This window comes from Kitasatospora aureofaciens (assembly GCF_019192735.1).
GTDB classification, from domain to species: domain Bacteria; phylum Actinomycetota; class Actinomycetes; order Streptomycetales; family Streptomycetaceae; genus Kitasatospora; species Kitasatospora aureofaciens_A.
Window position 1 is genome coordinate 1 of the sequence record NZ_JAHTKP010000065.1, and the last position, 26,021, is coordinate 26,021.

At 69.8% G+C, this 26,021-nt stretch carries 20 protein-coding genes and 3 pseudogenes; 11 read left to right on the forward strand and 12 right to left on the reverse strand.

The window, feature by feature from the left end; translation table 11 throughout:
• Positions 1 to 110: 110 nt before the first annotated feature.
• Both KV557_RS35015 and KV557_RS35020 read right to left on the reverse strand, forming a co-directional pair.
• The gene (locus KV557_RS35015) at positions 111 to 947 is read right to left on the reverse strand and encodes a hypothetical protein (RefSeq protein WP_218205627.1); all 837 of its coding nucleotides are present in this window, start codon (positions 945 to 947) and stop codon (positions 111 to 113) included.
• A 339-nt stretch (positions 948 to 1,286) separates the two neighbouring features.
• Complete coding sequence (locus KV557_RS35020) at positions 1,287 to 2,036, reverse strand: FadR/GntR family transcriptional regulator (RefSeq protein WP_308130224.1); 750 nt, start codon at positions 2,034 to 2,036, stop codon at positions 1,287 to 1,289.
• Between the two features lie 214 nt (positions 2,037 to 2,250).
• On the opposite strand from KV557_RS35020, the gene KV557_RS35025 reads away from it, so the two are divergent.
• The 5 genes from KV557_RS35025 to KV557_RS35045 are packed head-to-tail and all read left to right on the forward strand — an operon-like array spanning position 2,251 to position 8,053.
• Positions 2,251 to 3,816, forward strand: a complete 1,566-nt coding sequence (locus tag KV557_RS35025) for an amino acid permease (RefSeq protein ID WP_256178416.1) — start codon at positions 2,251 to 2,253, stop codon at positions 3,814 to 3,816.
• The gene (locus tag KV557_RS35030) at positions 3,813 to 5,171 is read left to right on the forward strand and encodes a glutamine synthetase family protein (protein WP_218205628.1); all 1,359 of its coding nucleotides are present in this window, start codon (positions 3,813 to 3,815) and stop codon (positions 5,169 to 5,171) included. Before KV557_RS35025 ends, KV557_RS35030 begins: the two co-directional genes overlap by 4 nt.
• Entirely contained in the window at positions 5,168 to 5,893 is a 726-nt protein-coding gene (locus KV557_RS35035) for a gamma-glutamyl-gamma-aminobutyrate hydrolase family protein (protein ID WP_218205629.1), read from the forward strand. The genes KV557_RS35030 and KV557_RS35035 overlap by 4 nt, the downstream gene beginning before the upstream one ends.
• Before the next feature lie 13 nt (positions 5,894 to 5,906).
• The gene (locus tag KV557_RS35040; protein ID WP_218205630.1) at positions 5,907 to 7,280 is read left to right on the forward strand and encodes an aldehyde dehydrogenase family protein; all 1,374 of its coding nucleotides are present in this window, start codon (positions 5,907 to 5,909) and stop codon (positions 7,278 to 7,280) included.
• A gap of 5 nt (positions 7,281 to 7,285) precedes the next feature.
• Positions 7,286 to 8,053: a 3-oxoacyl-ACP reductase gene (locus KV557_RS35045; RefSeq protein ID WP_218205631.1), complete on the forward strand. Its 768-nt coding sequence runs from the start codon at positions 7,286 to 7,288 to the stop codon at positions 8,051 to 8,053.
• 173 nt (positions 8,054 to 8,226) lie between these two features.
• Here KV557_RS35045 and KV557_RS35050 read toward each other — a convergent pair whose 3' ends face one another.
• The 4 genes and pseudogenes from KV557_RS35050 to KV557_RS35060 form a co-directional block, all read right to left on the reverse strand.
• A complete protein-coding gene (locus KV557_RS35050; protein WP_218205632.1) occupies positions 8,227 to 10,503 on the reverse strand; it encodes a S9 family peptidase in 2,277 nt (758 codons plus the stop codon).
• Between the two features lie 253 nt (positions 10,504 to 10,756).
• Positions 10,757 to 10,888 (reverse strand): annotated as a pseudogene (locus tag KV557_RS43475) (ABC transporter); the annotation flags it as partial.
• Between the two features lie 597 nt (positions 10,889 to 11,485).
• Entirely contained in the window at positions 11,486 to 12,013 is a 528-nt protein-coding gene (locus tag KV557_RS35055) for a hypothetical protein (protein WP_308130225.1), read from the reverse strand.
• Positions 12,014 to 12,250: 237 nt separating this feature from the next.
• Positions 12,251 to 13,045: an SDR family oxidoreductase gene (locus tag KV557_RS35060; RefSeq protein ID WP_218205655.1), complete on the reverse strand. Its 795-nt coding sequence runs from the start codon at positions 13,043 to 13,045 to the stop codon at positions 12,251 to 12,253.
• Positions 13,046 to 13,378: 333 nt separating this feature from the next.
• Between KV557_RS35060 and KV557_RS35065 the strand changes: the two genes are divergently transcribed.
• The 3 genes from KV557_RS35065 to KV557_RS35075 are packed head-to-tail and all read left to right on the forward strand — an operon-like array spanning position 13,379 to position 16,256.
• Complete coding sequence (locus KV557_RS35065; protein WP_218205633.1) at positions 13,379 to 13,615, forward strand: ferredoxin; 237 nt, start codon at positions 13,379 to 13,381, stop codon at positions 13,613 to 13,615.
• Positions 13,605 to 14,999: an NAD(P)/FAD-dependent oxidoreductase gene (locus tag KV557_RS35070; protein WP_218205634.1), complete on the forward strand. Its 1,395-nt coding sequence runs from the start codon at positions 13,605 to 13,607 to the stop codon at positions 14,997 to 14,999. Before KV557_RS35065 ends, KV557_RS35070 begins: the two co-directional genes overlap by 11 nt.
• Positions 15,000 to 15,017: 18 nt before the next feature.
• On the forward strand, positions 15,018 to 16,256 hold the full coding sequence (locus tag KV557_RS35075) for a cytochrome P450 (protein ID WP_218205635.1): 1,239 nt from the start codon (positions 15,018 to 15,020) through the stop codon (positions 16,254 to 16,256).
• Positions 16,257 to 16,326: 70 nt separating this feature from the next.
• Here the strand turns inward: KV557_RS35075 and KV557_RS35080 are convergent, their stop codons facing one another.
• From KV557_RS35080 to KV557_RS35100, 5 genes and pseudogenes are all read right to left on the reverse strand, one after another.
• Positions 16,327 to 18,156 carry a glycoside hydrolase family 15 protein gene (locus KV557_RS35080; RefSeq protein ID WP_218205636.1) on the reverse strand — a complete coding sequence of 610 codons (1,830 nt, stop codon included), beginning with the start codon at positions 18,154 to 18,156 and terminating at the stop codon, positions 16,327 to 16,329.
• A gap of 89 nt (positions 18,157 to 18,245) precedes the next feature.
• Complete coding sequence (locus KV557_RS35085; RefSeq protein WP_374106712.1) at positions 18,246 to 18,623, reverse strand: GAP family protein; 378 nt, start codon at positions 18,621 to 18,623, stop codon at positions 18,246 to 18,248.
• Between the two features lie 323 nt (positions 18,624 to 18,946).
• Positions 18,947 to 20,734, reverse strand: coding sequence for a hypothetical protein (locus KV557_RS35090; protein WP_218205637.1), 1,788 nt, complete (start codon positions 20,732 to 20,734; stop codon positions 18,947 to 18,949).
• A gap of 268 nt (positions 20,735 to 21,002) precedes the next feature.
• A pseudogene (locus tag KV557_RS35095) lies at positions 21,003 to 21,552 on the reverse strand (winged helix-turn-helix domain-containing protein); the annotation flags it as partial.
• Between the two features lie 86 nt (positions 21,553 to 21,638).
• Positions 21,639 to 22,706 carry a zinc-dependent alcohol dehydrogenase family protein gene (locus tag KV557_RS35100; RefSeq protein WP_218205638.1) on the reverse strand — a complete coding sequence of 356 codons (1,068 nt, stop codon included), beginning with the start codon at positions 22,704 to 22,706 and terminating at the stop codon, positions 21,639 to 21,641.
• A gap of 370 nt (positions 22,707 to 23,076) precedes the next feature.
• On the opposite strand from KV557_RS35100, the pseudogene KV557_RS35105 reads away from it, so the two are divergent.
• Positions 23,077 to 23,570 (forward strand): annotated as a pseudogene (locus tag KV557_RS35105) (winged helix-turn-helix domain-containing protein); the annotation flags it as partial.
• 230 nt (positions 23,571 to 23,800) lie between these two features.
• Here the strand turns inward: KV557_RS35105 and KV557_RS35110 are convergent.
• The gene (locus KV557_RS35110) at positions 23,801 to 24,100 is read right to left on the reverse strand and encodes a YciI family protein (RefSeq protein ID WP_218205639.1); all 300 of its coding nucleotides are present in this window, start codon (positions 24,098 to 24,100) and stop codon (positions 23,801 to 23,803) included.
• Positions 24,101 to 24,253: 153 nt separating this feature from the next.
• Here KV557_RS35110 and KV557_RS35115 point away from each other — a divergent pair, with 153 nt between their 5' ends.
• Together KV557_RS35115 and KV557_RS35120 are read left to right on the forward strand one after the other, a co-directional pair.
• A complete protein-coding gene (locus tag KV557_RS35115) occupies positions 24,254 to 24,691 on the forward strand; it encodes a hypothetical protein (RefSeq protein WP_218205640.1) in 438 nt (145 codons plus the stop codon).
• A gap of 225 nt (positions 24,692 to 24,916) precedes the next feature.
• Positions 24,917 to 25,831 carry a COG4705 family protein gene (locus tag KV557_RS35120; protein WP_218205641.1) on the forward strand — a complete coding sequence of 305 codons (915 nt, stop codon included), beginning with the start codon at positions 24,917 to 24,919 and terminating at the stop codon, positions 25,829 to 25,831.
• The last annotated feature ends 190 nt before the right edge of the window (positions 25,832 to 26,021 follow it).

Genomic DNA, 26,021 nt, shown 5'->3' on the forward strand with positions numbered 1-26,021 from the left:
TCGCGTCCCGCTTGAACTCGGCCGTGTACCGCTTGCTCATGTTGCTCTTACCGCTCACTATCAGGACTGCTTCCTCCGGGACTCAACGTCCCAGTATCAGGCTGTCCAGTTCAGTGGGGGAACTTCACGTCGGTGAAGGTGATCGAGTCGAAGAAGTCGTACAGCGTGTCGGTTCGGGGATCGACCACGATCTGGTTGCCGATGGTCTGGGTGTTCGGCGTCGAGCTGGTGACCACGAAGGGCTCCGCCGGGGACCAGGTGCGGCCGTGGTCGCGGGTGATGGAGATGTAGCCCGGTCCGTCGAAGACGGGCGTCGGGCTGGTGGCCTGGTCCACCCGGTCCCAGACCTGGTAGGCGACGCCCGGGTGCACCGGGTCGGCGGTGACGGCGTTCTTGTCGTCGACGATCGCCGGGTCGTTGTCGCTGATCAGCTCGGCGACGTGCTGCCAGCTGCGCCCGCCGTCGGTCGAGGTGGCGGCGGCCACCGCGCTCCGCGCCGTGGTGGCGTCGAAGACCAGGGCGCTGGCGTAGGCGGTGCCGTCCGGACCGAAGCTCACCCAGCCGTCGGAGGCCCGCTGGTAGGCCAGTCCGCCCGGCGCGCAGTGGGTGAACGGCAGAGCGGTCTGGGTGAAGTGCACACCGTCCGTGGTGTAGCTCGAACTCAGGCCCCGGGCACCGCCGTTGGACCAGCGGTCCTGCTGGTAGATGGTGATCGTGTTGGCCGGGTCGCGCGGGTTGGCGGCGGCGTACGGTTCGTCCTCTGCCGACGGGTAGTTGGTGCCGTCGCCGTCCGCGGTGAGGTTGCAGGCGGCGTACGGATCGCCGGGCGAGATCAGGGCGAGCGGCGCGCCGCCCGTACTCGCGCCGGCCGGGACACCGCCCGCGACGGCGGCGAGGAGGAGCGCTGCGGTCGCCGTGGCGAGCGACGCTCTGGCGCGGAACTGCATGGAGACCCCCATGGTCGTCGGCGGGTTGTGCCTGGTGTCCTGGGTGGTGCTGCGCTGTTCCTGTACCGAAACTGAAGTTGATGTTCGGTCAGCCGGGTGAGTCTATCCAGCCATGGGGGTCACGCCAATGATCTGGACGGGTCAGAAGCAGGGGCCGCTGCCTGGGCCCCCGAGCCGGAACGAGGTGGCGGTGGTCCGCCCGCGTCGTAGAGGTCCGGGCTGGTCGAAGTGACCTTCGGCGCGGGCGAGTCGGCGGAGTCGCGAACCGGGAAAGTAGCCCACCGCCTCACCGTTGAGGCCCAGGTCGAGCTGCAGGTCGGGTGGGGTGCCCAAAGAGCCTCAGGCCAGGAAGCCCCGCAACAGTGCGGCCGTCGCGGCGAGGTGTTCCTCGGTGGCGCGTCGGGCGGCGTCACCGTCGCCGGCGAGGATCGCCCCGACCATCGCCCGGTGTTGTTCGGCGGCGTGCTCGATGTTCCGGTCCAGCATGGGGATGGCGTTGAGCAGGTCGTTGAGACGCATCCTGGCCTCGGCGATGGCCGCGGCAAGGGTGGGGGAACCGGTGAGCTCGCCGATGGCGAGGTGGAAGCGCGAATCCAGCTGGCGGTACTGCTCCGGCGGGGCTCCCTCCAGGTCGGTCAGCCGGCTCTCCAGGTGGGCCCGCTGGTCGGGGGAGAGGGTGCGACGGGCGGCCGCCTCGGCGGCGCCTACCTCCAGCACCTGGCGGTAGGTCAGCGCGTCCTCCAGCGCGCCGCCGAGGTCGCGGGCCGCCCGGCGCAGGTCGGCGACGTCCGGCGCGGGCATCCGGTAGGTGACGAAGGTGCCGCCGTACCGGCCGCGGCGGGGTTCGACGCAGCCGGCCTGCTGCAGCGTGCGGAGCGCCTCGCGCAGGGTCTCCCGGCTGACGCCGAGCCGGGCGGCGAGCTCCCGTTCGGCGGGCAGCCGGTCGCCGAAGCCGAAGACGCCGAGCTTGATCGCCTGGAGCAGCCTCTCGACGGTCTCCTCGAAGGCGTTGCCGGTCCGGACCGGGCGGAAGATCGCCCCGGCCTGCCAGCCGAGCCGCGCCTGCTTACGTGCTTCTTCCAGGTCCACGCCGGAATCGTACCTACGAGCGGGTTTCCCGGACTCGTTCCCTCCTCGCTCTTGACGCGGCCCCGATCCAGCCGGAACGATGCTGCTCACCCACCCCAATGGCCTGATTCCAGACCATTGAAGAGCCGTCCGACCGTCGAACCCGCCGGGGCGACCGCGCCACGCCGTCGTGGCCGTGTGCTCCCCGGCACACCCTCAACCCCCAGGGGTGCCCATGACCGACGCACGCTCACCCGACCACCCTGCCCCCGCCGTGTTTCCGGAGAACACCGCCCCCGTTTCCGCCGACGAACAGCGGCTCCGCGAGCTGGGCTACACCCAGGAACTGGCCCGGTCGATGTCGGGCTTCTCCAACTTCGCCGTCTCCTTCTCCATCGTCTCGATCCTCTCCGGCTGCCTGACCCTGTACGGGACCGGGATGAAGACCGGAGGCCCGGCCCTGATCGTCTGGGGCTGGCCGGTGGTCGGCCTGCTCACGCTCTGCGTCGGGCTGGCGATGGCCGAGATCTGTTCCAGCTACCCGACTGCCGGCGGGCTCTACTACTGGTCCGCCAAGCTGACCCGCAGCCGCGGCCCGGCTTGGAGCTGGTTCACCGGCTGGTTCAACTTCCTCGGCCAGGTCGCGGTGACCGCCAGCGTCGACTACGGCGCCGCCTTCTTCACCAACGCGTTCCTCACGCTCCGCTTCGGCGTCGAGGCCAGCCCCGCGCACACCATGGAGATCTTCGCCGTCATCCTGCTGGTGCACGGCCTGCTCAACACCCAGGGGGTGCGCCTGGTCGCGGTCCTCAACAGCGTGTCCGTGTGGTGGCACCTGGTGGGTGTCGCGGTCATCGTCGGCGCGCTAGCCCTGCTCCCCGATCGGCACGCCTCCGCCTCCTTCGTCTTCACCGAGTTCGTCAACCAGACCGGCTTTCACAACCAGTTCTACGTCGCGATGCTCGGCCTGTTGATGGCCCAGTACACCCTCACCGGCTATGACGCCTCCGCGCACATGACCGAAGAGACCCACGATGCCGCCCGCTCCGGCCCGCGCGGAATCGTCAACGCCATCACCGTCTCCCTGGTGGCGGGCTGGATCCTGCTGATCGGCATCACCTTCGCGATCCGCGACTACGACGGCGCGCTCGCCAGCGACACGGATGTCCCGCCCGCGCAGATCTTCATCGACGCGATCGGCGCCGGTGGCGCCCAGCTCCTGCTGCTCATTGTCATCGGCGCCCAGTTCTTCTGCGGTATGGCCTCCGTCACCGCCAACTCCCGTATGATCTACGCCTTCTCCCGGGACGGCGCGCTGCCCGGCTCCCGCCTGTGGCACCGCATCGACCCGCGCACCCAGACCCCGACCAACGCGGTCTGGCTGGCGACAGGCGGCGCGTTGCTGCTCGGGCTGCCCGCGCTCTGGAACACCACCGCCTACACCGCCGTGACCTCCATCTCCGTCATCGGTCTCTACATCTCCTACGTCATCCCGGTGTACCTGCGGCTGCGCCAGGGCGAGGACTTCCCACGCGGCCCCTGGCACCTGGGCCGATGGAGTCGGCCGATCGGCGCCGTCGCGGTCGGCTGGACCGCGGTGATCACGGTCCTGTTCATGCTCCCCACCGTCAGCCCGATCACCGTCGAGAGCTTCAACTACACCCCCGTCGCCGTGGCCATCGTCCTCGGCTTCGCCGGCCTGTGGTGGCTGGCCTCCGCCCGGCACTGGTTCACCGGGCCCACCGTCCACGGCACGCCACCCGAACCCGACGCACTGGACACCGAACTGGAGGTCCGATGACCAGCCCCCGGCTCACCCTCGACGGGCTGCGCGCCCGCGTCGCCGACGGGTCCGTCGACACCGTCGTGCTCGCCATGACCGACATGCAGGGGCGCCTCCAGGGCAAACGCGTCGCCGCCGAGTACTTCCTCACCGACGTCGTGCCCGGCGCCGCGGAGGGCTGCGGCTACCTGTTGGCCGTCGACGTCGACATGAACACCGTCGACGGCTACCGGATCTCATCCTGGGAGAGCGGCTACGGCGACCTGGTGCTCCGCCCCGACCTCGCCACCCTGCGGGTCGTTCCCTGGCACCCCGCCACAGCCATGGTCCAGTGCGACGTCACCCACCACGACGGCAGCCCGGTCGCAGTCTCCCCGCGTCAGGTCCTGCAACGCCAGCTGGAACGCCTGGCCGGATACGGCTGGCAGGCCCACGCCGCCACCGAGCTGGAGTTCATCGTCTTCCGGGACAGCTACGAACAGGCCTGGGACAAGGACTACACCCGGCTCACCCCAGCCAACCAGTACAACGTGGACTACTCCATCCTCGGCACCGGCCGGATCGAGCCCCTACTGCGCCGACTCCGCAACGACATGGCCGGCGCCGGCCTCACCGTCGAGTCCGCCAAGGGCGAGTGCAACCTCGGCCAGCACGAGATCGCCTTCAAGTACGCCGACGCCCTCACCACCTGCGACAACCACGCCGTCTACAAGACCGGCGCCAAGGAGATCGCCGCGCAGGAGGGCTGCAGCCTCACCTTCATGGCGAAGTACGACGAACGCGAGGGCAACTCCTGCCACATCCACCTCAGCCTGCGCGACCGGCAGGGCGCACCGGTGTTCGCCGGCGACCGGCCGCACGGCTTCTCCCGCACCATGGAGCACTTTCTCGCCGGGCAGCTCGCCTGCCTGGCCGACTTCGCGCTGCTGCTCGCACCCACCGTCAACTCCTACAAGCGCTACGCGCCCGGCAGCTTCGCGCCCACCGCCATCGCATGGGGCCGCGACAACCGCACCTGCGCCCTGCGCGTGGTCGGTCACGGCCCGTCGCTGCGCTTCGAGAACCGTGTCCCCGGCGGCGACGTCAACCCGTACCTCGCGGTCGCGGCCCTGATCGCGGCCGGATTGCACGGCGTCGAGCAACAGCTGGAACTCGAACCGGAGTTCACCGGCAACGCGTACGCCTCCGACGCGCCCCGGGTGCCCGCCACCCTGCGCGACGCGGTCGACGCCTTCGAACGCAGCGCCGTCGCCACCGAGGCCCTCGGCAAGGATGTCGTCCGGCACTACACCCACGCCGGACGCACCGAACTCGCGGCCTACAACAGGGCGGTGACCGACTGGGAGCGGCGCCGCGGATTCGAGCGGCTGTGAGTCGCGACGACCGCCGACGACCGCTGATCGGCATCACCAGCTACCAGGACGACGCCGCCTGGTCCGTCTGGAACCAGCGCGCTTCCCTCGTGCCCCAGACATACGTCGACGCCGTCGTCCGCGCGGGCGGCACCCCGGTGCTGCTGCCGCCGCAACCCGGCGGGGCCGACCACCTGCTCGACGCCCTGGACGGGCTCGTCCTCGCCGGCGGACCGGACGTCGACCCGGCCCGGTACGCGGCGACCGCCGATCCGCGCACCGGCCCGCCCCACCACGCACGGGACGACTGGGAGAGCGGGCTCCTGGGGGCCGCCCTGGCGCGGGACCTGCCGTTGCTCGGCATCTGCCGCGGCATGCAGCTGCTCAACGTCGAACTCGGCGGCACCCTTCTCCAGCACCTGCCCGATGAGAGCCACCAGATCGTCCCCGCCCGCTTCGTCCGCCACCGGGTCGGCCTGGTGGACGGCAGCCGGCTCGCCGCCGTCCTGGGGCCGGCCGCCGAGGTCTCCTGCTACCACCACCAGGCCGTCGACCGGCTCGGCACCGGTCTGCAGGCCACCGCCCGGAGCGCGGACGGCACCGTCGAGGCGCTCGAACTGGCCGGCCACCGCTTCGCGTTGGGCGTCCAGTGGCACCCCGAGACCGACCCCGACGACCTGCGCGTCTTCCGCGCGCTCGTCACCACGAGCCAGACCTCCACCCACAGGGAGACTGTCCGATGAGGGAGACAGGCCGATGACCGAAACGGACCTCTTCGAGGTCGTCAACCCCGCCACCGAGGAGGTGATCACCACCGTCGAACTGGCGGGCCTCGCCGAGACCGACGCCGCCGTCGCCCGCGCCCGCGCCGCCTTCGACACCTGGCGCCGGGTGGCCCCCGCCGACCGAGCTCGGCTGCTGCGCTCCTTTGCCGCCGCCGTCGACGCCGACCGCGAGCACCTCGCCGCACTGGAGGTCGCCAACGCCGGCCACACCATCGGCAACGCGCGCTGGGAGGCCGGCAACGCGCGGGACGTCATCGAGTACTACGCCGCCGCCCCCGAACGGCTCCTCGGCCGACAGATCCCGGTGTCCGGCGGCATCGATGTCACCTTCCAGGAACCGATCGGCGTGGTCGGGGTCATCGTGCCGTGGAACTTCCCGATGCCGATCGCCGCCTGGGCCCTGGCCCCGGCGCTGGCCGCCGGCAACACCGTCATCGTCAAACCGGCCGAACTCACTCCACTCACCGCCCTGCGCCTCGGTGAACTCGCCCTCCAAGCGGGGATCCCGGAGGGCGTGTTGCAGATCCTGCCCGGCCGAGGCCCGGTCGTCGGACAGCGCTTCGTCACCCACCCCGACGTGCGCAAGGTGGTGTTCACCGGCTCGACCCGGGTCGGCAAGGAGATCATGGCGGGCTGCGCCGCCCAGGTGAAACCCGTCACCCTCGAACTCGGCGGCAAGAGCGCCAACATCGTCTTCGCCGACGCCGATCTCGCCAGGGCCGCCGCGACCGCGCCGTACGCGGTCTTCGACAACGCCGGCCAGGACTGCTGCGCCCGCTCCCGGATCCTGGTCGAAGCATCCGTGTTCGAGGACTTCCTGGCGCTCCTGGAACCAGCCGTCCGCGGCGTGCGGGTCGGCGACCCGACCGACGAGAAGACCGAGATGGGCCCGCTGATCTCCGCCGCCCACCGGGCGCGGGTCTCCTCCTACGTCCCGGACGGGTCGGCCGTCGCCTTCCGTGGCAGCGCCCCCGACGGGCCCGGCTTCTGGTACCCCCCGACCGTCCTCGCGCCCGTGCGGCACGACGACCGTGCCTTCATCGAGGAGATCTTCGGCCCGGTCGTCGCGGTCGTCCCGTTCCGCGACGAACAGGACGCCCTGCGCATCGCCAACGCCACGGAGTACGGGCTGTCCGGCTCCATCTGGACCAGGGACGTCGGGCGCGCACTGCGGGTCTCGCGCGGCGTCGACGCCGGCAACCTCTCCGTCAACTCGCACTCCTCGGTGCGCTACACCACGCCGTTCGGCGGCTTCAAGCAGTCCGGACTCGGCCGCGAGCTCGGCCCGGACGCCCTCGACGCCTTCACCCAGACCAAGAACGTCTTCATCTCCACGGAGGAGTGATCAGCATGACCCAGCGACTCGACGGCCGGGTGGCCGTCATCACCGGCGCGGGCAGCGGCATCGGCCTGGCGACCGCCCGCCGTTTCGCCGCCGAGGGCGCCAAGGTGGTCTGCGTCGATCTCGACGCGGAGACCGGCGCCAAGGCCGCGAGCGAGGTCGGCGGCCTGTTCGTCGAGGCCGACGTCACCGACGAGCAGGCGGTGCGCGACCTCTTCCAGCGGGCCGTCGACGAGTACGGGCGGCTCGACATCGCCTTCAACAACGCGGGCATCTCCCCGCCGGACGACGATTCCATCCTCACCACCGGCCTGGACGCCTGGAAGCGGGTCCAGGAGGTCAACCTCACCAGCGTCTACCTGTGCTGCAAGTACGCGATCCCGCACATGCGGCGGCAGGGCAAGGGGTCGATCATCAACACCGCCTCGTTCGTCGCCGTGATGGGCGCGGCCACCTCGCAGATCTCCTACAGCGCCTCCAAGGGCGGAGTGCTGGCCATGTCCCGCGAGTTGGGCGTGCAGTTCGCCCGCGAGGGCATCCGGGTCAACGCACTCTGCCCCGGCCCGGTGAACACCCCGTTGCTGCAGGAACTGTTCGCCAAGGACCCGGAGCGGGCGGCCCGCCGACTGGTCCACATCCCGCTCGGCCGCTTCGCCGAGCCCGAGGAGATCGCCGCCGCGGTGGCCTTCCTCGCCTCCGACGACTCGTCCTTCATGACCGCCAACACCTTCCTCGTCGACGGCGGCATCTCCGGCGCCTACGTGACGCCGCAGTAGCGGCGGCCGCCCTGGGGGACGCCGACGGCTCGTCCGCCGCTGTCGCGGGGGCGGACGAGCCGTCGGTGGTGCGGGCGCTGAGCACGCCTGGTCGGTTGCAGCGGTGCACTGATCGATCGGCTGACGTGGGGCGACGCCGGTGCAGGGCGGAAACGGGCTGCTGGTTGTTCGGCTCAGGCGAACAGCTCGCCGAGCAACTCGGGGTCGATGGCGATGGGGGCGGGGCGGTAGGCGGGTGGCTGCGTGCCCATCAGCTCGCGCACCAGGAAGTCCCAGCAGCGCTTGCGAACGTAGGTGAGGCAGTCGATGAACGTGTGCTCGGCCCCGGGCACGATGAGCAGCTCGAAGTCCTTGTCGGCGGCGATGAGCCGGTCGGCCAGCCGCAGCGTGTGGTCCGGGTGGACCTGGTCGTCCATTTCGCCGTGGATGAGCAGCAGCTTGCCCGCCAACCGGTCCGCGAGGTCCACGTTGGAGGCACTGGCCCAGGCCTCGGGATTGTCCGCGCCGTCGTAGGTCTCCACGAAGCCCAGGTTGAAGTAGCGGGCGTCGTGCGAGCCGGAGAGGGCGACTCCGGCCTTGTACACCTCGGGGAAGTCCAGCATCGCCCGCGCTGCGGCGAACCCGCCTCCGGAGTGGCCGAACGCGCCCACCCGGTCCAGGTCCATCCACGGCCGGGTCCGGGCCAGCTGCCGCAGCGCCGCGACATGGTCGGCCAGGCAGCCCGCGTCGGCCAAGTGGCCGTAGGAGGCGTCGTGGAAGGACTTGCTCCGCCCCGGGGTGCCTCGCCCATCCAGCGCCACCACCACGAAACCCAGCGCCGCGACGGGTTCCGCGTCGAGGCCCATCCCGCCGGGGTCGAAGCACGGGGCGACCCGGTCGACCTGCGGGCCGGGGTAGACGTTGTCCACCACCGGGTAGCGCCGGGCGGGGTCGAACCCCCGCGGCCGGTACAGCACCCCGTAGATGTCCGTCACCCCGTCGGCCGCCTTGACGCGGAACCGTTCCGGCGGCGTCCAGCCGGTGGCGGTGAGCTTGCTGATGTCGGCGCGCTCCAGCTCGACCAGCACCCGCCCGGCCCAGTCACGGACGCGGGACACCGGCGGGGTGTCGACAGTGGACGCGGAGTCGATGAAGTACTCCTGGTTGTCCGGCATGGTGACGATGTGGTCCAGCTCGTCGTCCGTGACCTTGGCGAAGCCGGAGCCGTCCAGACCGACACGGCACACCGTGCGCCGGTACGGATCCTCGTCAACCAGCCCGGAGGCGGTGAAATACACCACCCGCTCGGCCTCGTCGACGCGCAGGATCTGACGCACCGCCCACTGCCCGGAGGTGACCTGCCCGAGCAGCGCGCCGGTGCGCAGGTCGTACCGGTACAGGTGGCCCCAGCCGTCCCGCTGCGAGTACCACAGCACCTCGTCGGCCAGCACCCGCACGATCGGCGGCTCGTACATGAACTGGTTGGGCTCCACGCGGGTGGCCCCGGTCTCGCTGAGCACAGTGGTGACCTCGCCGGTGGCCGGTTCCAGCCGGTGCAGGGTGAGCGTGCGCAGGTCGCGGGGCCGGTCGAGGTAGTACACCGCCGAGCCGTCCGGAGCCCACCACGCCCACTTGGTCGTGATCGGCGACAACTGCGGCATGAGCAGCGGCTCGGCCTGCGCGCGGACCACCGTGCCTTCGGCGACGTCCAGCACGACCAGCTGGGCCTGCGGCATGTTCTCGTCCCCGGCGTAGGCGTACCGCTGGGTGTGCAGGAGGGGCGCGCTGCCGTCGGCGGGCCTGGCCTCCACGAGGTGGGTCTGCCGGACGCCGCGCTCATCGGTCCGATGCGTCAGCACGTTCGTCGAGTCGGGCGACCAGGCCACCGCGGGCGGCAGGTGCGGCAGGCCGATCTTGCGCAGCAGGGTGGCGTTGCTCGTGCAGTCCGGGCCGGAGCCGTACTGGTGGTCGGGCTCGCCGTCGGTGGTCAGCGCCCACTCGCGGCCGTCGGACAGCGAGCGCGCCCACAGGTCGTGCCCCCGCCGGGACACCGCGACCTTCTTGTCGGGTGACGGCACCTCCAGCGGGTTACCGGGCGGCGTGGACTCGGCCCGCTCGCAGGCGTAGCTGTCCAGGCGGCAGCGCCAATGCTCGCCGAACGCGTCGAACTCCACGGCGTTCCCGGCCAGTTCGATGGCCATGAACGGCAAGGCCGCAGGGTCGACCTGTTGCCCGGAGGCGGCGGCCAGCGCGGCGGCGAGCAGGGCGTGGTCGAAGGCCGGCCCGCAGGTGCCCGCCGCCGGGTCGACCAGCATGAACCGCCTGCCGACGCCATTGCTCACCGCGTACCAGAAACGGGCGCCTCCGTCGATCCACTGCGGCCTGACTTTGTCGCCGATGACGAGCTCGCCAGGGCGGGCGGGTCGGCGGAGGAGTTGCTCCGCGGCCTGGTAGTCCTGAGTGGTGCTCATTCCTTTTGTCCTTCCTCGGTGTCGGTTTGGGCATGGTGATGCCACGGTGGTGCCATCACGGCAGGGGTGATGAGGGCATGGGAGGGCTCAAGCGAGGGCGCCGGCCGTCTCGCGAGCCGGGGGAGCCGAGGTGGGCACTGTCGGTGCCGTGTTGGGGTCAGGCGTGGCGGACGATGGATGTCACCGCCGTTGCTGCGGGCGCGCACCTTGACGGTCCGGTCGGACTGTTCCGGGTTGCCGGGGGCCTGCAGGTGGCGGTGGTCTTGCCGGCGTCGTTCGGGCCGAGCAGGGAGAAGATCGTTCGTTCGGGGACGGCCAGGTCGACGCCGTCGAGCACGACCTTGTCGCCGTAGGACCTGCGCAGCCTGTTCGCGGCGATGGCCAGGTTGGCTTTAAGGGGTGCTGCTCAGAGGCTGCGGGCGGTGATGTCGCCGTAGGCGGTCAGGCCGGCGCCGGCGCCGTCGGTGTTCTTGAGCGCGTTGTGGATCCGGCCGTATCGAACTTCTGCATCGTGCTCTCTTTCTTCCGCAGCGGGCGCTCCGTCGGCCCGCCGTTTCTTATGACGGAAAAGCTACGTTGCACTCACTGATCTGGCAACAGATTCGTTGTGTGGAAACCCTATCACTGCAGGTAGAAGCCGAGAAATCGTTGCAGTGACCCTGGAGTCTAATGCAACGGCCCGCACCCTGTTCGTTGCAATGGATGGAGTTGAACGCTATGTCGGAGGCACGTCGTGCCCGGCTGCCACTGCGCTCAGTGAGATCGGCGAGCGCGGTGCGGGCAGTGCGGCCGGCTTCCTGATCACCTACCAAGGCGGAGCCGTCCAGTTCAGCGGGGGAACCTCACCAGCCCGCTTGCCCCAGGGCCGGATCGGTAAATGGGGTCGACCACTGGTCAGCCACGACGGCCGGACTGACGTTGCCGGCCTCCGGCGCCGGTCCGGGGCTGTCGTGTTCGGCGGGCTGTGCCGGGGAATCGGCTGTCAGTGATGAAGGGCGGCCTTGGCGGCGACAAGGATCAGCCCGAGTAGAAGGTTGACGGCGCCGCTGACCACCACCAGACGGCGGGTCGCGCCGGCGCGGACCAGTGCGGCACTGGCCCAGCCGACCAGCTCGGCCCCGGCGATGGCGAGGGCGAACCAGGCCGTTCCCGCCACTCCGATCCCCAGGACCGGACTGATCATCACGGCAGCGGCCGGAGGAACGGCCGCCATGACGATCGGCCACTCGCGGGCGCTTTGGCGGCGGATCTCCTCCCAGGTCAAGGACTTGTGCGCCAGCCGGTCTCCGACGAGGGCGGTGTAGACGTGCGTAGCCCAGAACACCAGCGCGGTGATGAGCAGGAGCAGCACGAGCTGGAGCCGAGGGAAGGAGCCGAGGCTGGCCCCGGCCACGACCGATGCGGCGAGGATCGATCCGTAAAGCGCGCTGACGTAGTCGGTCCGAGCTGCGTGGGGCCGCTTGTGAGCGGGTCCGTCCACGCTGTCGTCAGGGTGCTCGTGGTAGCTCACGTCTGGCTCCGTTCCCGGTTCAGCGGCTCGTGCTGGAGTCCGGCTGCTTCCCGGCCGAGCCGGCGGATGGCGACGTAGGCGGCGCGGTCGAGGATGGCGGCGTAGATGGGGAATGAGAGCGGAATGCGGCCGAGCAGGAAAGCGACCCCCGTCCAAGCCGAACTGTGGGTCGGCGCGCTCGGCGGAGAGGTGGACGCCTGCGTCGACTCTGTGGAATCCGGGGCACGTTGTCGACGATCACCCGCCGGTGGCGAAACCGGGGAACAGCGTCATCCCGCCATCGACATAGAGCGTGGCGCCCACTACGTAGTCGAACAGGTCGGATGCCAGCGCGGCCACCGCGGTGGCGATGTCCTCCGGGTCGCCGACCCGGCGGTAGGGGATCAGACGGAGCAGGTCGGCCTCCGCCGCCGGGGAGTCCCAGGCATCGCGGTTGATGGGGGTACGGATCGCTCCAGGGGCGACCGCGTTGACCCTGATCTTGTGAGGTGCGAACTCCTGGGCCAGGGTCTGCATCATCATCAGGACGCCGCCCTTGGAGGCCGCGTAGTTCACGTGCCCCGCCCAGGGAATGATCTGGTGGACCGAACTCATGCAGATGATCTTTCCCGCGGACTTGGAGACCTCCGGGACGACTCCTCTGCGCAGGAACTCCTTGGCCGCCTCCCGGGCACACAGGAACTGGCCGGTCAGATTGACGTCCAGGACCTTCTGCCACTGCGCCAGGGTCATGTCGGTGGCGGCGGCGTCCCGCTGCAGGCCCGCGTTGGCCACCAGGACGTCGATCGTGCCGAACTCGTCGACCATGCGGGAGATCATCTCGGCCACCTGGTTCTCCTGGGAGACATCGGCCTCGTGCGCGTAGGCCCGCACCCCGAAGCTCTCGATCTCCCGCACCACCGCTTCGGCGGATTCGCGATCGGACACATAGTTGACCACGACATCGGCACCGACCTTCCCCAAGCCGATGGCGGTGGCCTTGCCGATCCCGGAGTTTGCGCCGGTCACCAAGGCTTTCTGACCTTTGAGCAGCGGATAGGCAGCGGTCTGGCGACTCTCGCTGATGCTGGTGCCCACTGATGTCTCTCCCTCTGTGCGGCGGTACACGGAACAGAAGCACGATCGCCAGTACGCAGTGCGGCTCGGCTCGCGCCCTTGGTCCGTCCGGGGGAGATCTCTCAGACCTGCGGCATGGGGCGCCTCACCTCATTGGCCCGGTGGACGTGCGCCGTTCCGGGAGGGCCTTCCATGGTGGACCGGGGACACCACGTGTCCGGGCTGTACGCGGATCATGGGGGCACCTTGCGGCCGAAGGCCGGGGGCGGATCAGTGGCAGCGTCATGACGCTGAAGAAGCGGAGACCTGATGAGGCTTGTCGTTGATCTCAACCGGTGCCAGGGGTACGCGCAGTGTGCCTTTCTGGCCCCGGAGGCGTTCACCATGCACGGTGACGAGGCGTTGATGTACGACCCGCAACCCGACGACGCGCAGCGGGAGCACGTCCTGCGGGCAGCGCAGGCCTGTCCGGTCAAGGCCATCACCGTGGAAGGCACGGACGGGGCGCTGATCGCGGAGAGGGCAGGTGCCTCCCGTGTCGGTTGACGGTTCACTGGAGAAGCTCAGGCGGGAGGGACACATCGTCATCGTGGGAGCCTCCCTGGCGGGCCTGCGGGCCGCCGAGACGCTCCGCGACGAAGGCTTCACCGGCACCCTCACCTTGGTCGGTGACGAGCCGCACGATCCGTACGACCGGCCGCCGCTGTCCAAGCAGGTCCTGCTCGGCAGAGTGCCCGCCGACCATACGGGGCTGCCCCGGCGCCGGGCGCTGGACGCGCGGTGGCGGCTCGGCGTCGCGGCCACCGGGCTGGACCTGGCAGCCAAGCGGGTGCACCTCGCCGACGGCGACTCGCTGGAGTACGACCGGCTGCTGATCACGACCGGCGTCCGCGCCCGCCCCTGGCCGCACGAGCTGGAGGCCGACCTGGACGGGGTCTTCGTGCTGCGCACCAGCGACGACGCCGCCCAGCTGCATCGTCGGCTGAACGCGGGCCCGAGCCGGGTCCTGGTCATCGGGGCCGGATTCACCGGCTCCGAGATCGCCTCCGCCTGCCGTGAGCGCGGACTGGACGTCACCGTCGTCGAACGCGGTTCGGCTCCCCTGGTGGGCGCACTCGGCGGCGTCGTCGGCGAGGTGGCCGCGAAGCTGCAGCGCGAGCACGGTGTCGACCTGCGGTGCGGCGTCATGGTGACCGGGCTGGAGGGGGACTCCGCGGGACGCCTGCGGTGTGCGCATCTGTCGGACGGCAGCACGGTCGAGGTGGAAGTGGCGGTCGTCGGCCTGGGAGCGACACGCAACACCGAATGGCTCGCGTCATCCGGTCTCGGTGCCGGCCCGCGCGGGATCGCCTGTGACGCGGGCTGCCGGGCGTTCGACGTGCGGGGCATCGTCACTGACGACGTCTTCGTCGCCGGGGACGTCGCCCGCTCCCCCCACCCGCTCTTCGGTTACCAGTTCCTCTCCCTGGAGCACTGGGGCAACGCGATCGCGCAGGCCGAGGTCGCGGCCCACAACATGGTCAGCTCCAGCACGGAGCGCCGCCCGCACGTCTGGACGCCGTCCTTCTGGTCCGCCCAGTTCGGCGTCAACATCAAGTCCGTCGGTGTGCCGCCCATGGCTGACGAGATCATTGTCACCCAGGGGTCCCTCGACGAGCGCTGCTTCACCGCGGCCTATGGCTACCAGGGCCGCATCATCGCCGCTGTCACCTTTGACCAGGCGAAATGGCTGGAGTTCTACCAGCGGCAGATCGAACAGGCCGCGCCGTTCCCTCCCGAGTTCACCACCGTCGACCGGCGCCCCGAGGGGATGCGGCCGGTACCGGCCGATTTCCCCGACCCCTCCCTGCCCAGCCACGGCCCCACCGTCACCCTCAGCGGCCACTCGCCGTCCGACCGGCGTATCTCGTTCACCCCCCTCCACGCCTGACTTGGAAGGACCCACGCCATGACGTCGGTCGCACTCCTGCGCCAGATCACCGACTACGCCAACCGCGCCGACCCGTACCCCCTGTACGCCGAGCTCCGCAAGACCCCGGTGGTGCGGGACGAGGACGGCCCCTACCTGGTCAGCACGTACTGGGAGATCCACAGCCTGCTCCACGACCCGCGAGTCAGCTCCGACACCCGCAATCTGAGCCCTGAGGCAGCCAGGACCATCAGCCAGGAGGAGGACCCGAACCTGCCGCCCCCTTTCATCAAGCTCGACCCCCCCGAGCACGACAGGCTGCGCCGACTGGCGATGCGGCCCTTCGGGCCACCGCACACCCCTCGACGGGTGTACGAGATGCGCGGCGAACTCGGCGAGATCGTGTCCGGCCTCATCGACGGCTTCCGGGACCGGGGACAGGTCGACCTCGTGGACGACTTCTCCTACCCCTTCCCCGTCACGGTGATCTGCAGGCTGCTCGGGATCCCCCGGGAGGACGAGGCACGCTTCCACGGCTGGGCCGACACGATCGCCGCCAGCATCGACCCCGCCCACGGCACGGCCGATGAGCGCGAAGCGCAGCTGCAGGTCTTCCGCCAGGCCCGGACCGACCTCGCCTCCTACCTCGCCGGCCTGATCGAGGAGCGTCGCCGCTCACCCCGCGACGACATGCTCTCCGCGATGGCCGCCGGCTACGGACCGGACGGCCAGATGTCACCGGTCGAAATGGTCAGCACCTCGATCCTGCTGCTGATCGCCGGCCACGAGACCACGGTCAACCTCATCACCAACGGGATGCTCACCCTGCTGCGCAACCCCGACGTCCTCCAGCGGCTGCGTGACGACCCCGACCTGGTCGTCCCGCTGGTGGAGGAACTGCTGCGCTACGAGCCGCCCGTGCAACTGCTGCCCCAGAAAACCACGCTGGCCGACATCGACATCGCCGGGACCACCATCCCCAAGGGTGCTCCCCTCTGGCTCGTGCTCGCCTCCGGCAACCGGGACCCCCAGAGGTTCCTCGACCCCGACCGCTTCATCCCCGACCGTCCCGACAACCAACACCTCGGCTTCAGCAGTGGCGTGCACAACTGCTTCGGCTCTCCCCTCGCCCGGCTGGAGGCCCAGCTCGCCCTGACCGAACTCGTCCGCCGACTCGACAACCCCCGCCTGGTCGAGGACCCGCCCCCGTACCGCCACAACGCGGTCCTCAGGGGCCCCCAGCACCTGGGCATCGCCTTCGACGGCCTCAGGCAGTAGCCCGGTCCAGCCCCACCATGCCTCGGCCCGCCGCACATGAGCGGCGGGCCGAGGCGCACGGGACTTCCGGTCAGTAGTCGCGCTGCCGGTCGAGGGCGTCGTCGAGGGTGGTGGCCGCCATGATCAGCGACAGATGGGTGAACGCCTGCGGGAAGTTGCCCAACTGCTCGCCGCTGGGGCCGATCTCCTCGGCGAAAAGGCCGACGTGGTTGGCATACGTCTGCATCTTCTCGAAGGCATAGCGCGCCGGGCGGAGGCGCCCGGCGCGGGCGAGGGCGTCCACGTATAGGAAGGTGCAGAGGCTGAAGGTGCCCTCCGAGCCACGCAGACCGTCGGGAGAAGCCTCAGGGTCGTAGCGGTAGACGAGGCTGTCGGAGACGAGGGTGCGCTCCATCGCGTCCAGCGTCGACAGCCAGCTCTCCGTCCGGGGGGCCAGGAACCCGACCCGGGGGATCAGCAGCAGCGAGGCGTCGAGGACATCGCCTCCGTAGTACTGGACAAGGGCCTGCTCCTTCTCGTTCCAGCCGCGCTCCATCACCTGTTCGAGGATGGCATCGCGAGCGGCGGTCCAGCGGACGGTGTCGGCAGGACGGCTGAACTCGGCTGCCAGGCGCAGGCCACGGTCGAAGGCCACCCAGGACATCACCCGGCTGAAGGTGAAGTCATTACGTCCGCCGCGGGTCTCCCAGACACCCTCGTCTGGGCGGTCCCAGGAGTCGGCGAGCCAGTCCAGCGTCCGGGCGAGGTTCTTCCAGCCGTGGTAGCCGGCCCGCATGCCGACCTCGCGGCCCTCCGCCAGGGCGTACAGCGCCTCGCCGTAGATGTCGAGCTGCAGCTGATCGGCGGCGGCGTTCCCGGCCCGCACCGGATACGAGCCGCGGTAGCCCTCCAGATGTTCGAGGATCTCCTCTGTCAGCTCGGGGTCCCCATCGACCCGGTACATGATCTGGAGTGGTTCCCCGCCGGCGCCCTCATGGCTCCGTAGGCGGTCTCCCAGCCAGCGGGTGAACTGCGCCGCCTCGTCGGTGAACCCGAGGTCCAGCAGTGCTCGTACGGACAGTGAGCCGTCGCGGACCCAGGTGTACCGGTAGTCCCAGTTCCGCTCACCGCCGACCTGCTCGGGCAGACCCATGGTGGCCGCGGCAATGGGGGCACCCGTAGGAGCGTAGGTGAGCAGTTTGAGGGTGATGGCGGAGCGGTTCACCATGCCCGGCCACCGGCCGCGATACCGGGAACCGCGTACCCATCGTTGCCAGAAGTCCACGGTCTCCCACAGCAGTTCGGCCACGCTGTCCGGGGTCGGGGGCGGCGGCAGTTCCCCGTCCGGTCCGTCGACGGTGAAGACGGCGGCGGCCACCTCCCCGGCGTTCAGGGTGACCGCACCCCGTATGTCGGGGGCGTCCCGGCCGTCCACCTGCAGGGGAAAGGTGCTCTGCAAATGGGCGGTGAAACCCGGCGCCCGGAAGGTGGCGGTGCCGTCCCGCAGGTCGAGCTCGTGGGTGGCCCGGCCGTAGTCGAACCGCGGCCGACACTCCAGAGCGAAGCGCACCGTGCCGCGTACGGCCCGCACCCCGCGGACCAGAACGTGCCGTTCGGAGGGCGTTCCCATCCGGTCCGGCGGCATGAAGTCGAAGACCTCGCCGACCCCCTCAGGCGACATGAACCGCGTCACCAACACCGCGGTGTCCGGATAGTAGAGCTGTTTACAGACGGTGGACCGGTCCTCTGGCGCTAAGAGGAAATAGCCGCCTCGATCATGGCCCAGCAAGGCGGCGAAGACACTGGGCGAGTCGAACCGGGGAGCCGCGAACCAGTCGACAACCCCCTGTGAGGAGACCAGAGCCGCAGTCTGCAGGTCGCCGACAAGCCCGTGGTCAGCGATGGGCGGATACCGATCCATAACCATCACGCCTCCCTGAAACCCCTCCTTCCACTCTCCGCCCGGTCCGACAGCTTCGCGAGAGGGAGACGAGTGTCCCGCGGCCACCGTCATGAGGAGGTAAGGATCCCGATGCCGTCCCCGAACAGCTTCAACCCGAGCACGAAGAACAGGACCGCCATCACGATCGAGGCACCCGCGGCGATGGTCAGCGGCGCATTCTTGACATTCGCGGCCGCCAGCGCCACCGCGAGCCCGAACATCTTCACCGGTGCCAGGTGATCGATCGCGGCCATCCACTCCGGCAGCTGCGCCTGGGAGGTGTCCGCAGGACGCCGGTGCCACTGCCGGGAAGCCCTCAGGACAAGCAGCACCCCCAGGGCGACCTTGAGGGCTCCCACCCAGGTGGCCGGAGGGCTGTGGGTGGAGGCGCTCGCCGGCCCGGCGATCGCCAGCATCACCCCACCCAGCGCCGAAAGCCCCACCACCCAGCCGGCCGAGCGGCTGGTCGCCCGCCTGCGCCCGCAGTGGCAGCCAAGATCACCACGGCGGCTTTCACGGAACTCGCGCCAGAGCCATTTCGGCGTGTCCGCTCACAGACGCCGGCCGGGCTGCTGCCCACCACTCGCAGTCTCGTCTGGAGCGAGCCGGCGGGGCACTGGACGACTTCCGTGCGCCATGCGCTGGATGTCACCCGCAAGGCCTCGATCGCCTCGGTGACGGCTGCCGGGTCGAGCAGTCGGTACGCGGTCGAGCCGGTGAGCGCGGGCGAGGGCGGGGGCCGGTACGTGGTCCCCGCCCTCGTGGAGGTTCAGCGGTGGGTCGCGGTCTTGCGCCGGCGTGCGACCGTGAACAGCACACCGCCGAGGGCGATGGCTGCCGCGCCGGTGCCGGCGATCAGGAGGGTGCCGTCGCTGCCGGTGTGGGCCAGGTCGCCGCTCAGCGCGCGGGCGCTGGGCGAGGCGGTCGCGTTCGCGGTGGGGACCGGTGCGGCCGAGGCCGTCGCGCTCGGGGTCTGGCCCGGTGCCGAGGGCGTGGCCGTGGGCTGTGCAATCGGCGGAGCGGAGGTCGGTCGGGTGCTCGGCGTCGAGCTCTGCGAGGTGCCCGAGGACGGGGTGGAGCTCGGGATCGAACCGCTCGGCTGGGTGCCCAGCGGGACCGAGACGGACTCGTGCGACGGGTCCGGCTCGAACGACAGCTTGGCGATCGTGGAGTTGACGTTGTACAGGCTGTCCTGGTCCTGGAGGGTCACCGGGACGGTCGGCCGGGTGGTGCCTGCGTCGATCGACAGCCCGAACTGGAACACCTTCTCCAGCCCGCTGGCCACGAAGACCGGGGACTCGCACAGGTACTTGTTCGGGTGGGCGACCTGCTTGCCGTTCTCCCAGGTCTTGGGCCGGCAGCCGTCCGGGACCTTGGTCACGGTGACGCCGGAGGGGATCTCGGCCTGGACGGTCACGACCGCGTCGCCGCTGCGGTAGAAGATCGAGGCCGGGCCGCTGTTGCGGAAGCCGACCGACAGCGTGCCCTGCTTGTCGCCGTTCGGCGCCCAGGCGCCCAGCGCCGAGAAGTCGGCGGTGTTCGTGGCGAGCACGTTCTGCTCGACCTGGTTGTCGTAGCTCTTCCTCGGCGCGGTGATCAGGCCGGGGTCGCTGGCCGGCTTCGCGCCCAGGGCCGGGCCGGTGCCGCGCTGGAAGGTCAGCCGCCTGCGCCAGTCCGGGATTTGGGAGAACTGGGCGTCCTCGGTCGGGTACACGGTGACGTCCGCGAAGGTGTACCACGCGCTGTTGGTGATGCCGAGCTGCAGCGGGTCCAGGGTGACCACCTGACCGGGCGCGACCGTGGCGTCCACGGTGCAGATCGCGACGGTGTCACCGGGCCAGTTCTTGTCGCCCCAGCTGCCGTCCGGCTCGGAAGCGAACTCACAGTTCGACGGGCGCTGCTTGAACTCGATGCCGGAGATGGCGTCGACGGCCACCACGACCTTGGAGGCCGGCAGGTCACCGACGTTGGCGAACTCCACGGACGGCGTGAGGACGGTGCCGGGCTTGACGTTGTTCTGGTCGCCGAGCGGCTTGGCCTTGAAGTCGGGCCCGCCGACGTCGACCCGCACATCCATGCTCGCGCTCTGCGCGTTGGACGCCGTGAGCTTCAGGTGCAGGATGCCGTGGCTACCAGGGGCCGCACCCTGCACGGCGCTGAGCCACGGGTGGTAGAGGAGGTTGATCCGGTCGAAGTTCAGCTCGTGTTCGTCGCAGGAGATGGTCTTGCCCGCGGTCGAGCAACCGGGGACGGTCAGGTCCGCGACCCCGGTCAGATCGGTGGTGTCGAACACGACCTTGACGTCGTGCGCCGTGCCCGCGCCGACCCGGCCGATCTCGACGAACAGGTTCTGGCCGAACTGGCCCGGCTGCGCCGGCTTCGTGGGGATCTGGACAGCGGAGTTCGAGGTCCCCGTGAACGTGAGCTTCAGGTCGTCCGCCTGCGCCGGGACGGCGGTGGCCCCGAGGACGACGGCGGCGATGGTGAGGGGCGCGTAGAGCGCGCGTCTGCGCGAGGTGCGCATGTGGAAGGTCCCCCTGAGGTTTTCGACGGGCATGTCAGGAGGGAACATCTACTCGACCGACAGACAGGTCCGCAATTTTCGACAGCGTGACACTTCCTCAGATATGGCTGATCCAGTAAGGAATGTCCGAAAAGCACATTCTCTCCTCGTGCACATTTTTGCAACCCTTTGAAGTTCCGTCACCCAGCCGTTATCGGCCCGGGCGGCACGCTCGCTATGCCAGGGCCATCCGCGGCGGCCTGCCCGGCGACCGCGAGCAGTTCGAGCAGGCCCTGGCCGCCGCTCTCGATGCCTCCCCGATCGGCGGCCTCAGCCCCTGGCCCGCCTCGTCCGCGAAGCAGATCCAAGCGTTCCGGGCCGCCGCGGTGCCTCTACCCGGGGCCACACCTCCTCCTTCCACGCCTCGACCGCCCCGCCGTCGCGCTCCAGCGCACGTCGGGCCGGGACCTGCGCGGACCAGCCGTGCCGGTGCATCAGCTTCCACACGCCCTGCACCGTGTACCCGACATGGAAGAGCCGTCCGATCAACGTGCAAATCCGGCCCAGCGTCCCGCGCTGGTCCTCGCCCCAGCCGTGCACCGGCGGGCCGCGCCCGAGCTCCCGCTCCAGCCGCGCCCACTGTTCCGGGCTCAACCGCTCCACCGCGTGCGGTCCCCGCGAGCGCAACGCCTGTGCGCCGCCCTCCCGCCAGGCCTTGCGCCACTTCTCCACCTGCCGCACGCCGACCCGCAGCTCAGCGGCGACGTCAACGGTCTTCTCACCGCGCGCGAACCGCTCCACCGCGCCCAACCCGACCCGCTCCCGCCCCTGATGACCCTTCGGGGTCACCCACCACCCTGCGCATACCTCATGCGCACTGCATACCGCAGGCATCAAGGAACGTCAGCCCCGCCCGCCACTACGAGTTCAGCCTGAGCAGCACCGGCAGGGCCGCTTCCTACCTGTCGTCTTTGTCCCGGCCGTCTTCGAAGACGAAGAGTGGTTTGGTGCCATGTGCGGGTGTTTCGGCGAGCGAGATGGCTTCCGTGAAGCGTTCGAGCGGGAACGGCTGGCCTTGGGGGATGCTCAGTACTTCATCAGCGACGAGACTGCGAACCTCGGACAGCGCGCGCAGCGCATCCTCAGGTGAGGCAGTGCCGAACCAGCGGTTCAGCCAGAAGCCACGGACTGCTTTGGTCTCGTAGATAACCGAGCGTGCCTGCAGCGGGATCGTCAGCGCTGCCGGGTCAGCCTGCCGATGGGTAGAGAGCGCGCCGTAGACCACGAGCTCTCCTCCCGGAGCCAATGCCTGGGATACCTGGGCACCCACGTGGCCCGCGACACAGTCGATGGCCTTGCGCGCGCCGGCCGGTCCTGCTATCTCAGCCACACGCTGCAACAGGTCCTCGTCCTCGGTGCAAATGACCTCGTCACCACCAAGCGCTTTGATCTCCTCAACGGCATCGCGCCGCCGCACGACATTGATCGTGCGAATACCCAGATGCCTGGACAGCTGAATGACGAGCCGGCCGACGGTGGAGCCCGCGGCCGTCTGCAACAACCATTCACCCGGCTGTACGTCGAGTTCGCGAGTCACGAGGAGCAGCGCGGTCAACGGGTTGACGGCGAGTTGACAGGCGCTGGAGTCGCTCAGATGGTCGGGGATCGGCAGGAGCCTTCGTGTATCGGCAACAAGGTATTCCTGCCAAGTGCCAGCCACATGGGGTCCGGGTACCGCCGGCACCGCCGGGACTGCAACGGCCACCACGCGCTCGCCGATCTTCGGTCCCTCGGTATCCGGGCCCAGGGCCTCAATGCGGCCCACGCATTCCATGTGACCCCCAACAGTGGGAAACTTGGGGGAGAAACCGTAGCGGCCACGCAGCACGTGCAGATCACTGGCGTGAATCGGAGTCGCCTTCACGCGGATCAACGCCTGACCGGCTTTTGGCGTGGGAACAGGCCGGGATTCCAGCCGCAGGACATCGGTAGGCTCGCCGACCTTTCCGGCTACGAGCGCGCGCATGGATTGAGGCATGAGCGACCTTTCGCCTCTCAGCGCCCGACGAACTCGGCGGGCGTTCCGGACAAGAACGATGCTGGTGCCGGCATCCTCGTCGGCGCCCAGGCTCCGGACCCTTCCTTCTCAATGGAACCGGCCCGTGCGCAGAGTGTCATCGGCGTCGGGCCCCTCTAGGCCTTTACCGACTCGCTCAGTATGATCATGTAAGCGCTGCGTTCGTGCGGCCTACTGAGGTCCGTGATCAGGACCGCTCGCCGCAGCGCACTACTCTGAGTTCAGATTATGAATCTGTCATTTCGGGATCGCTACTCAGGCTGAACTCGTAGTGGCGCGCGGGGCTGACGTTCTTTGATCTCTGCGGTATGCAGTGCGCATGAGGTATGCGCAGGGTGGTGGGTGACCCCGAAGGGTCATCAGGCGCGGGAGCGGGTCGGGTCGGGCGCGGTGGAGCGGTTCGCGCGCGGTGCGAGGACCGTTGACGTCGCCGCTGAGCTGCGGGTCGGCGTGCGGCAGGTGGAGAAGTGGCGCAAGGCCTGGCGGGAGGGCGGCGCACAGGCGTTGCGCTCGCGGGGACCGCACGCGGTGGAGCGGTTGAGCCCGGAACAGTGGGCGCGGCTGGAGCGGGAGCTCGGGCGCGGCCCGCCGGTGCACGGCTGGGGCGAGGACCAGCGCGGGACGCTGGGCCGGATTTGCACGTTGATCGGACGGCTCTTCCATGTCGGGTACACGGTGCAGGGCGTGTGGAAGCTGATGCACCGGCACGGCTGGTCCGCGCAGGTCCCGGCCCGACGTGCGCTGGAGCGCGACGGCGGGGCGGTCGAGGCGTGGAAGGAGGAGGTGTGGCCCCGGGTAGAAGCACTGCGGCGGCCCGGAACGATGCCCCTGGGCGAGCGCGGGCCGATCCCCGAAATGGCGACACTCCGGCCTCACCCACCTCGGTGAGGCCGGGGCCGGCCTGCCGATGCTCATGGCGAAGTCGCGGCACAAGAAGCCGGAGAACGTCCGCCGGTATCTCAAGCCGTCCCCGGAGGCGATCGCCGAGGTCACCAGCCTGCTCGCGCCCGGCAACAGCAGGCGCTGAGACCTGGAGCGTCCCGTTACGCCGGCCGTCGCTGCCGGTACTCCTCCAGCGCTGGCGACGTCTTCATCGCGAGGAAATTCGTGATGGTGTACTCGGCCAGCCCCGCCACCGAGAACGGGTCGCTCTTGGTGATGTCCTCGATCTGCGCCCGGTCGACGCCGACCGCCACGATGACCGCACCATCGCGCGGGTCCTTGGGGCCCGATGCGATGAAGACGCCAGATGCGTAGTTCGAGTCGAGCCAGGCAACGTGCTCAGGGTGGGCCGCTTCGATGCGCTCAAGCGGCGCGATGTAGGTCAGCTCAAGAATGAACATGATCAACATCATAGCGTTGGGTAGCTGTCCGGTCACGCAGAGATGGCGACGCTGATCACCTGCTCCCGGACCCGTGTCGGCCCCACATGCCCTCGGAGGAGGTGAGTGAGAACCGGGCCACCCCATAGCGCGGCGACCGTCACGTGCAGGGCGGTGCCGAGAGCACCCGGGCCGCGAACGCCACGCAGGCCGCCGCCCCACGCCTGCGCGAGCGGCCGGACGCGCCGGCGGCCGAGGCGGAGAGCGCGCCGGGCCCGGACGGGTACGAGAGAGACCGAGGCGTGGCGGGCGCTGGCCGCCCAAGGCCGCAAGGCACACCAGGAACACCTGCACTTCCAGCGCGACCTCGGGCTGCTCGCCCTTCAGGCCGCGCCCGGGTACGTCGCCTGGCGGGACGCCGAGGAGGTCCTGCACATCCTGGGCGCGCAGATCGGCAGCAGCGCCGAGAAACTGCTCGCGTGCCGCCGCTACGCGCTGACCGGCGGGTCCGGCGGGCGCCGGGAGCCGCGTAGCCGGGCGCAGTGTCCGAGAGGGCACTTGGCCGCCGTGGCTCGCAGCTTCCGCAGCAGCTGCCAGGCGGCGAAGCAGTGAAGAAGTTGGCGCTTCCCTGCACCGCTACCTCCAGGGATAGCCCCGCTGTGAATGTCCGCAGTCGCGTGCACGGATGAGCCCCGGAAGCCGACGGTCCATTCAGGCCAACCGAGCAGCTCCTTCGAGTGGCGATCGGCCACCACCGGCCGGCAACGGCCCGGCGGACCCACCGGCGCTTGCACAATGGCGCGCCCGATGCTGGTGGCCGACGGACGGACGACAGGGATGGCCTCGAACACTCGCGCACACGCACCGCTGGACGGCATGACCATGGTGCTGCGCAAGCTCCCGCAGGTGACGGTGCTGTTCTGGATGCTCAAAACGGTCGCCGTGACTCTCGGAGAGTCCGCCGGGGACCTGCTCGGTATCAGCTTCCAACTCGGCTACGTCACCACCGCGTTCCTCTTTCTCGCGTTCTTCCTGGTCGTCATCGTGGCCCAGGTGCGGGCGAAGCGGTTCCACCCGGCGGTGTACTGGTCGGTGGTGCTGGGCACGAGCATGGTCGGCACCGAGGTATCCGACTTCCTCAACCGCGGATTCGGCCACGGCAGCGCCCCCGACGGCATCGGCTACGCCTCCGGCGCCGTGATCCTTACCGCCCTGCTGGCGCTGGTCTTCCTCGTGTGGTGGTGCACCGGGCAGACGTACGACGTGGAGAACATCTCCAGCCGCACCGGCGAGATCCTGTACTGGATCGCGATCCTGGTCTCCAACACCCTGGGCACCTCGAGCGGCGACTGGCTCTCGGACGACACCGGCCTGGGCTTTCGTAACGCCTTCTTGGTCATCGTGGGCATCATGGTGCTGATCGCGGCCGCGTACTACCTGACGTCGATCAATCAGATGGTGCTGTTCTGGCTGGCGTTCATCCTCACTCGTCCCCTGGGCGCGGCCGGCGGCGACGCGCTGACCAAGCCTGCGGCCCAGGGCGGCCTGGGCTGGGGCACGGCGGGCGGCACCGCAGCGCTGAGCACCCTGCTCCTGGTCCTGATCGCCTACCAGACCTGGCACATCCGCCGCCACCCCTTGGCCCCGCTGCCGGTCCCCGTGGACCGGCGCACCGGACAGCCTCAGCGCCCCAACGGAGCCCTGGTCCAACCAGGGGTGCCGTTGACGAACGGCGAACCAATCGACACGTAGCTGAACGTGACGCTCGGACCGTGTCATCCATGGCTATTGGCCGTTTGAGGTGAGAGAGCAGACAGCCGCGAACGCATGGGGTGCACATGACGTCTACTTCCCCTCATCAGGAGCCGATTCGCGTCGGTGTCGTAGGTCTGAGCGCCCAGCGGCGGTTGGGCGGCCACCGCCCATGTACCGGCACTGGCCG

Bases quoted from the DNA above. Each gene is read 5' to 3' on its own strand.
- KV557_RS35015 (WP_218205627.1), bottom strand. From the start codon at position 947: ATGCAGTTCCGCGCCAGAGCGTCGCTCGCCACGGCGACCGCAGCGCTC.
- KV557_RS35025 (WP_256178416.1), top strand. From the start codon at position 2,251: ATGACCGACGCACGCTCACCCGACCACCCTGCCCCCGCCGTGTTTCCG.
- KV557_RS35030 (WP_218205628.1), top strand. From the start codon at position 3,813: ATGACCAGCCCCCGGCTCACCCTCGACGGGCTGCGCGCCCGCGTCGCC.
- KV557_RS35040 (WP_218205630.1), top strand. From the start codon at position 5,907: ATGACCGAAACGGACCTCTTCGAGGTCGTCAACCCCGCCACCGAGGAG.
- KV557_RS35045 (WP_218205631.1), top strand. From the start codon at position 7,286: ATGACCCAGCGACTCGACGGCCGGGTGGCCGTCATCACCGGCGCGGGC.
- KV557_RS35050 (WP_218205632.1), bottom strand. From the start codon at position 10,503: ATGAGCACCACTCAGGACTACCAGGCCGCGGAGCAACTCCTCCGCCGA.
- KV557_RS35065 (WP_218205633.1), top strand. From the start codon at position 13,379: ATGAGGCTTGTCGTTGATCTCAACCGGTGCCAGGGGTACGCGCAGTGT.
- KV557_RS35075 (WP_218205635.1), top strand. From the start codon at position 15,018: ATGACGTCGGTCGCACTCCTGCGCCAGATCACCGACTACGCCAACCGC.
- KV557_RS35080 (WP_218205636.1), bottom strand. From the start codon at position 18,156: ATGGATCGGTATCCGCCCATCGCTGACCACGGGCTTGTCGGCGACCTG.
- KV557_RS35090 (WP_218205637.1), bottom strand. From the start codon at position 20,734: ATGCCCGTCGAAAACCTCAGGGGGACCTTCCACATGCGCACCTCGCGC.
- KV557_RS35100 (WP_218205638.1), bottom strand. From the start codon at position 22,706: ATGCGCGCGCTCGTAGCCGGAAAGGTCGGCGAGCCTACCGATGTCCTG.
- KV557_RS35110 (WP_218205639.1), bottom strand. From the start codon at position 24,100: ATGTTCATTCTTGAGCTGACCTACATCGCGCCGCTTGAGCGCATCGAA.
- KV557_RS35120 (WP_218205641.1), top strand. From the start codon at position 24,917: ATGGCCTCGAACACTCGCGCACACGCACCGCTGGACGGCATGACCATG.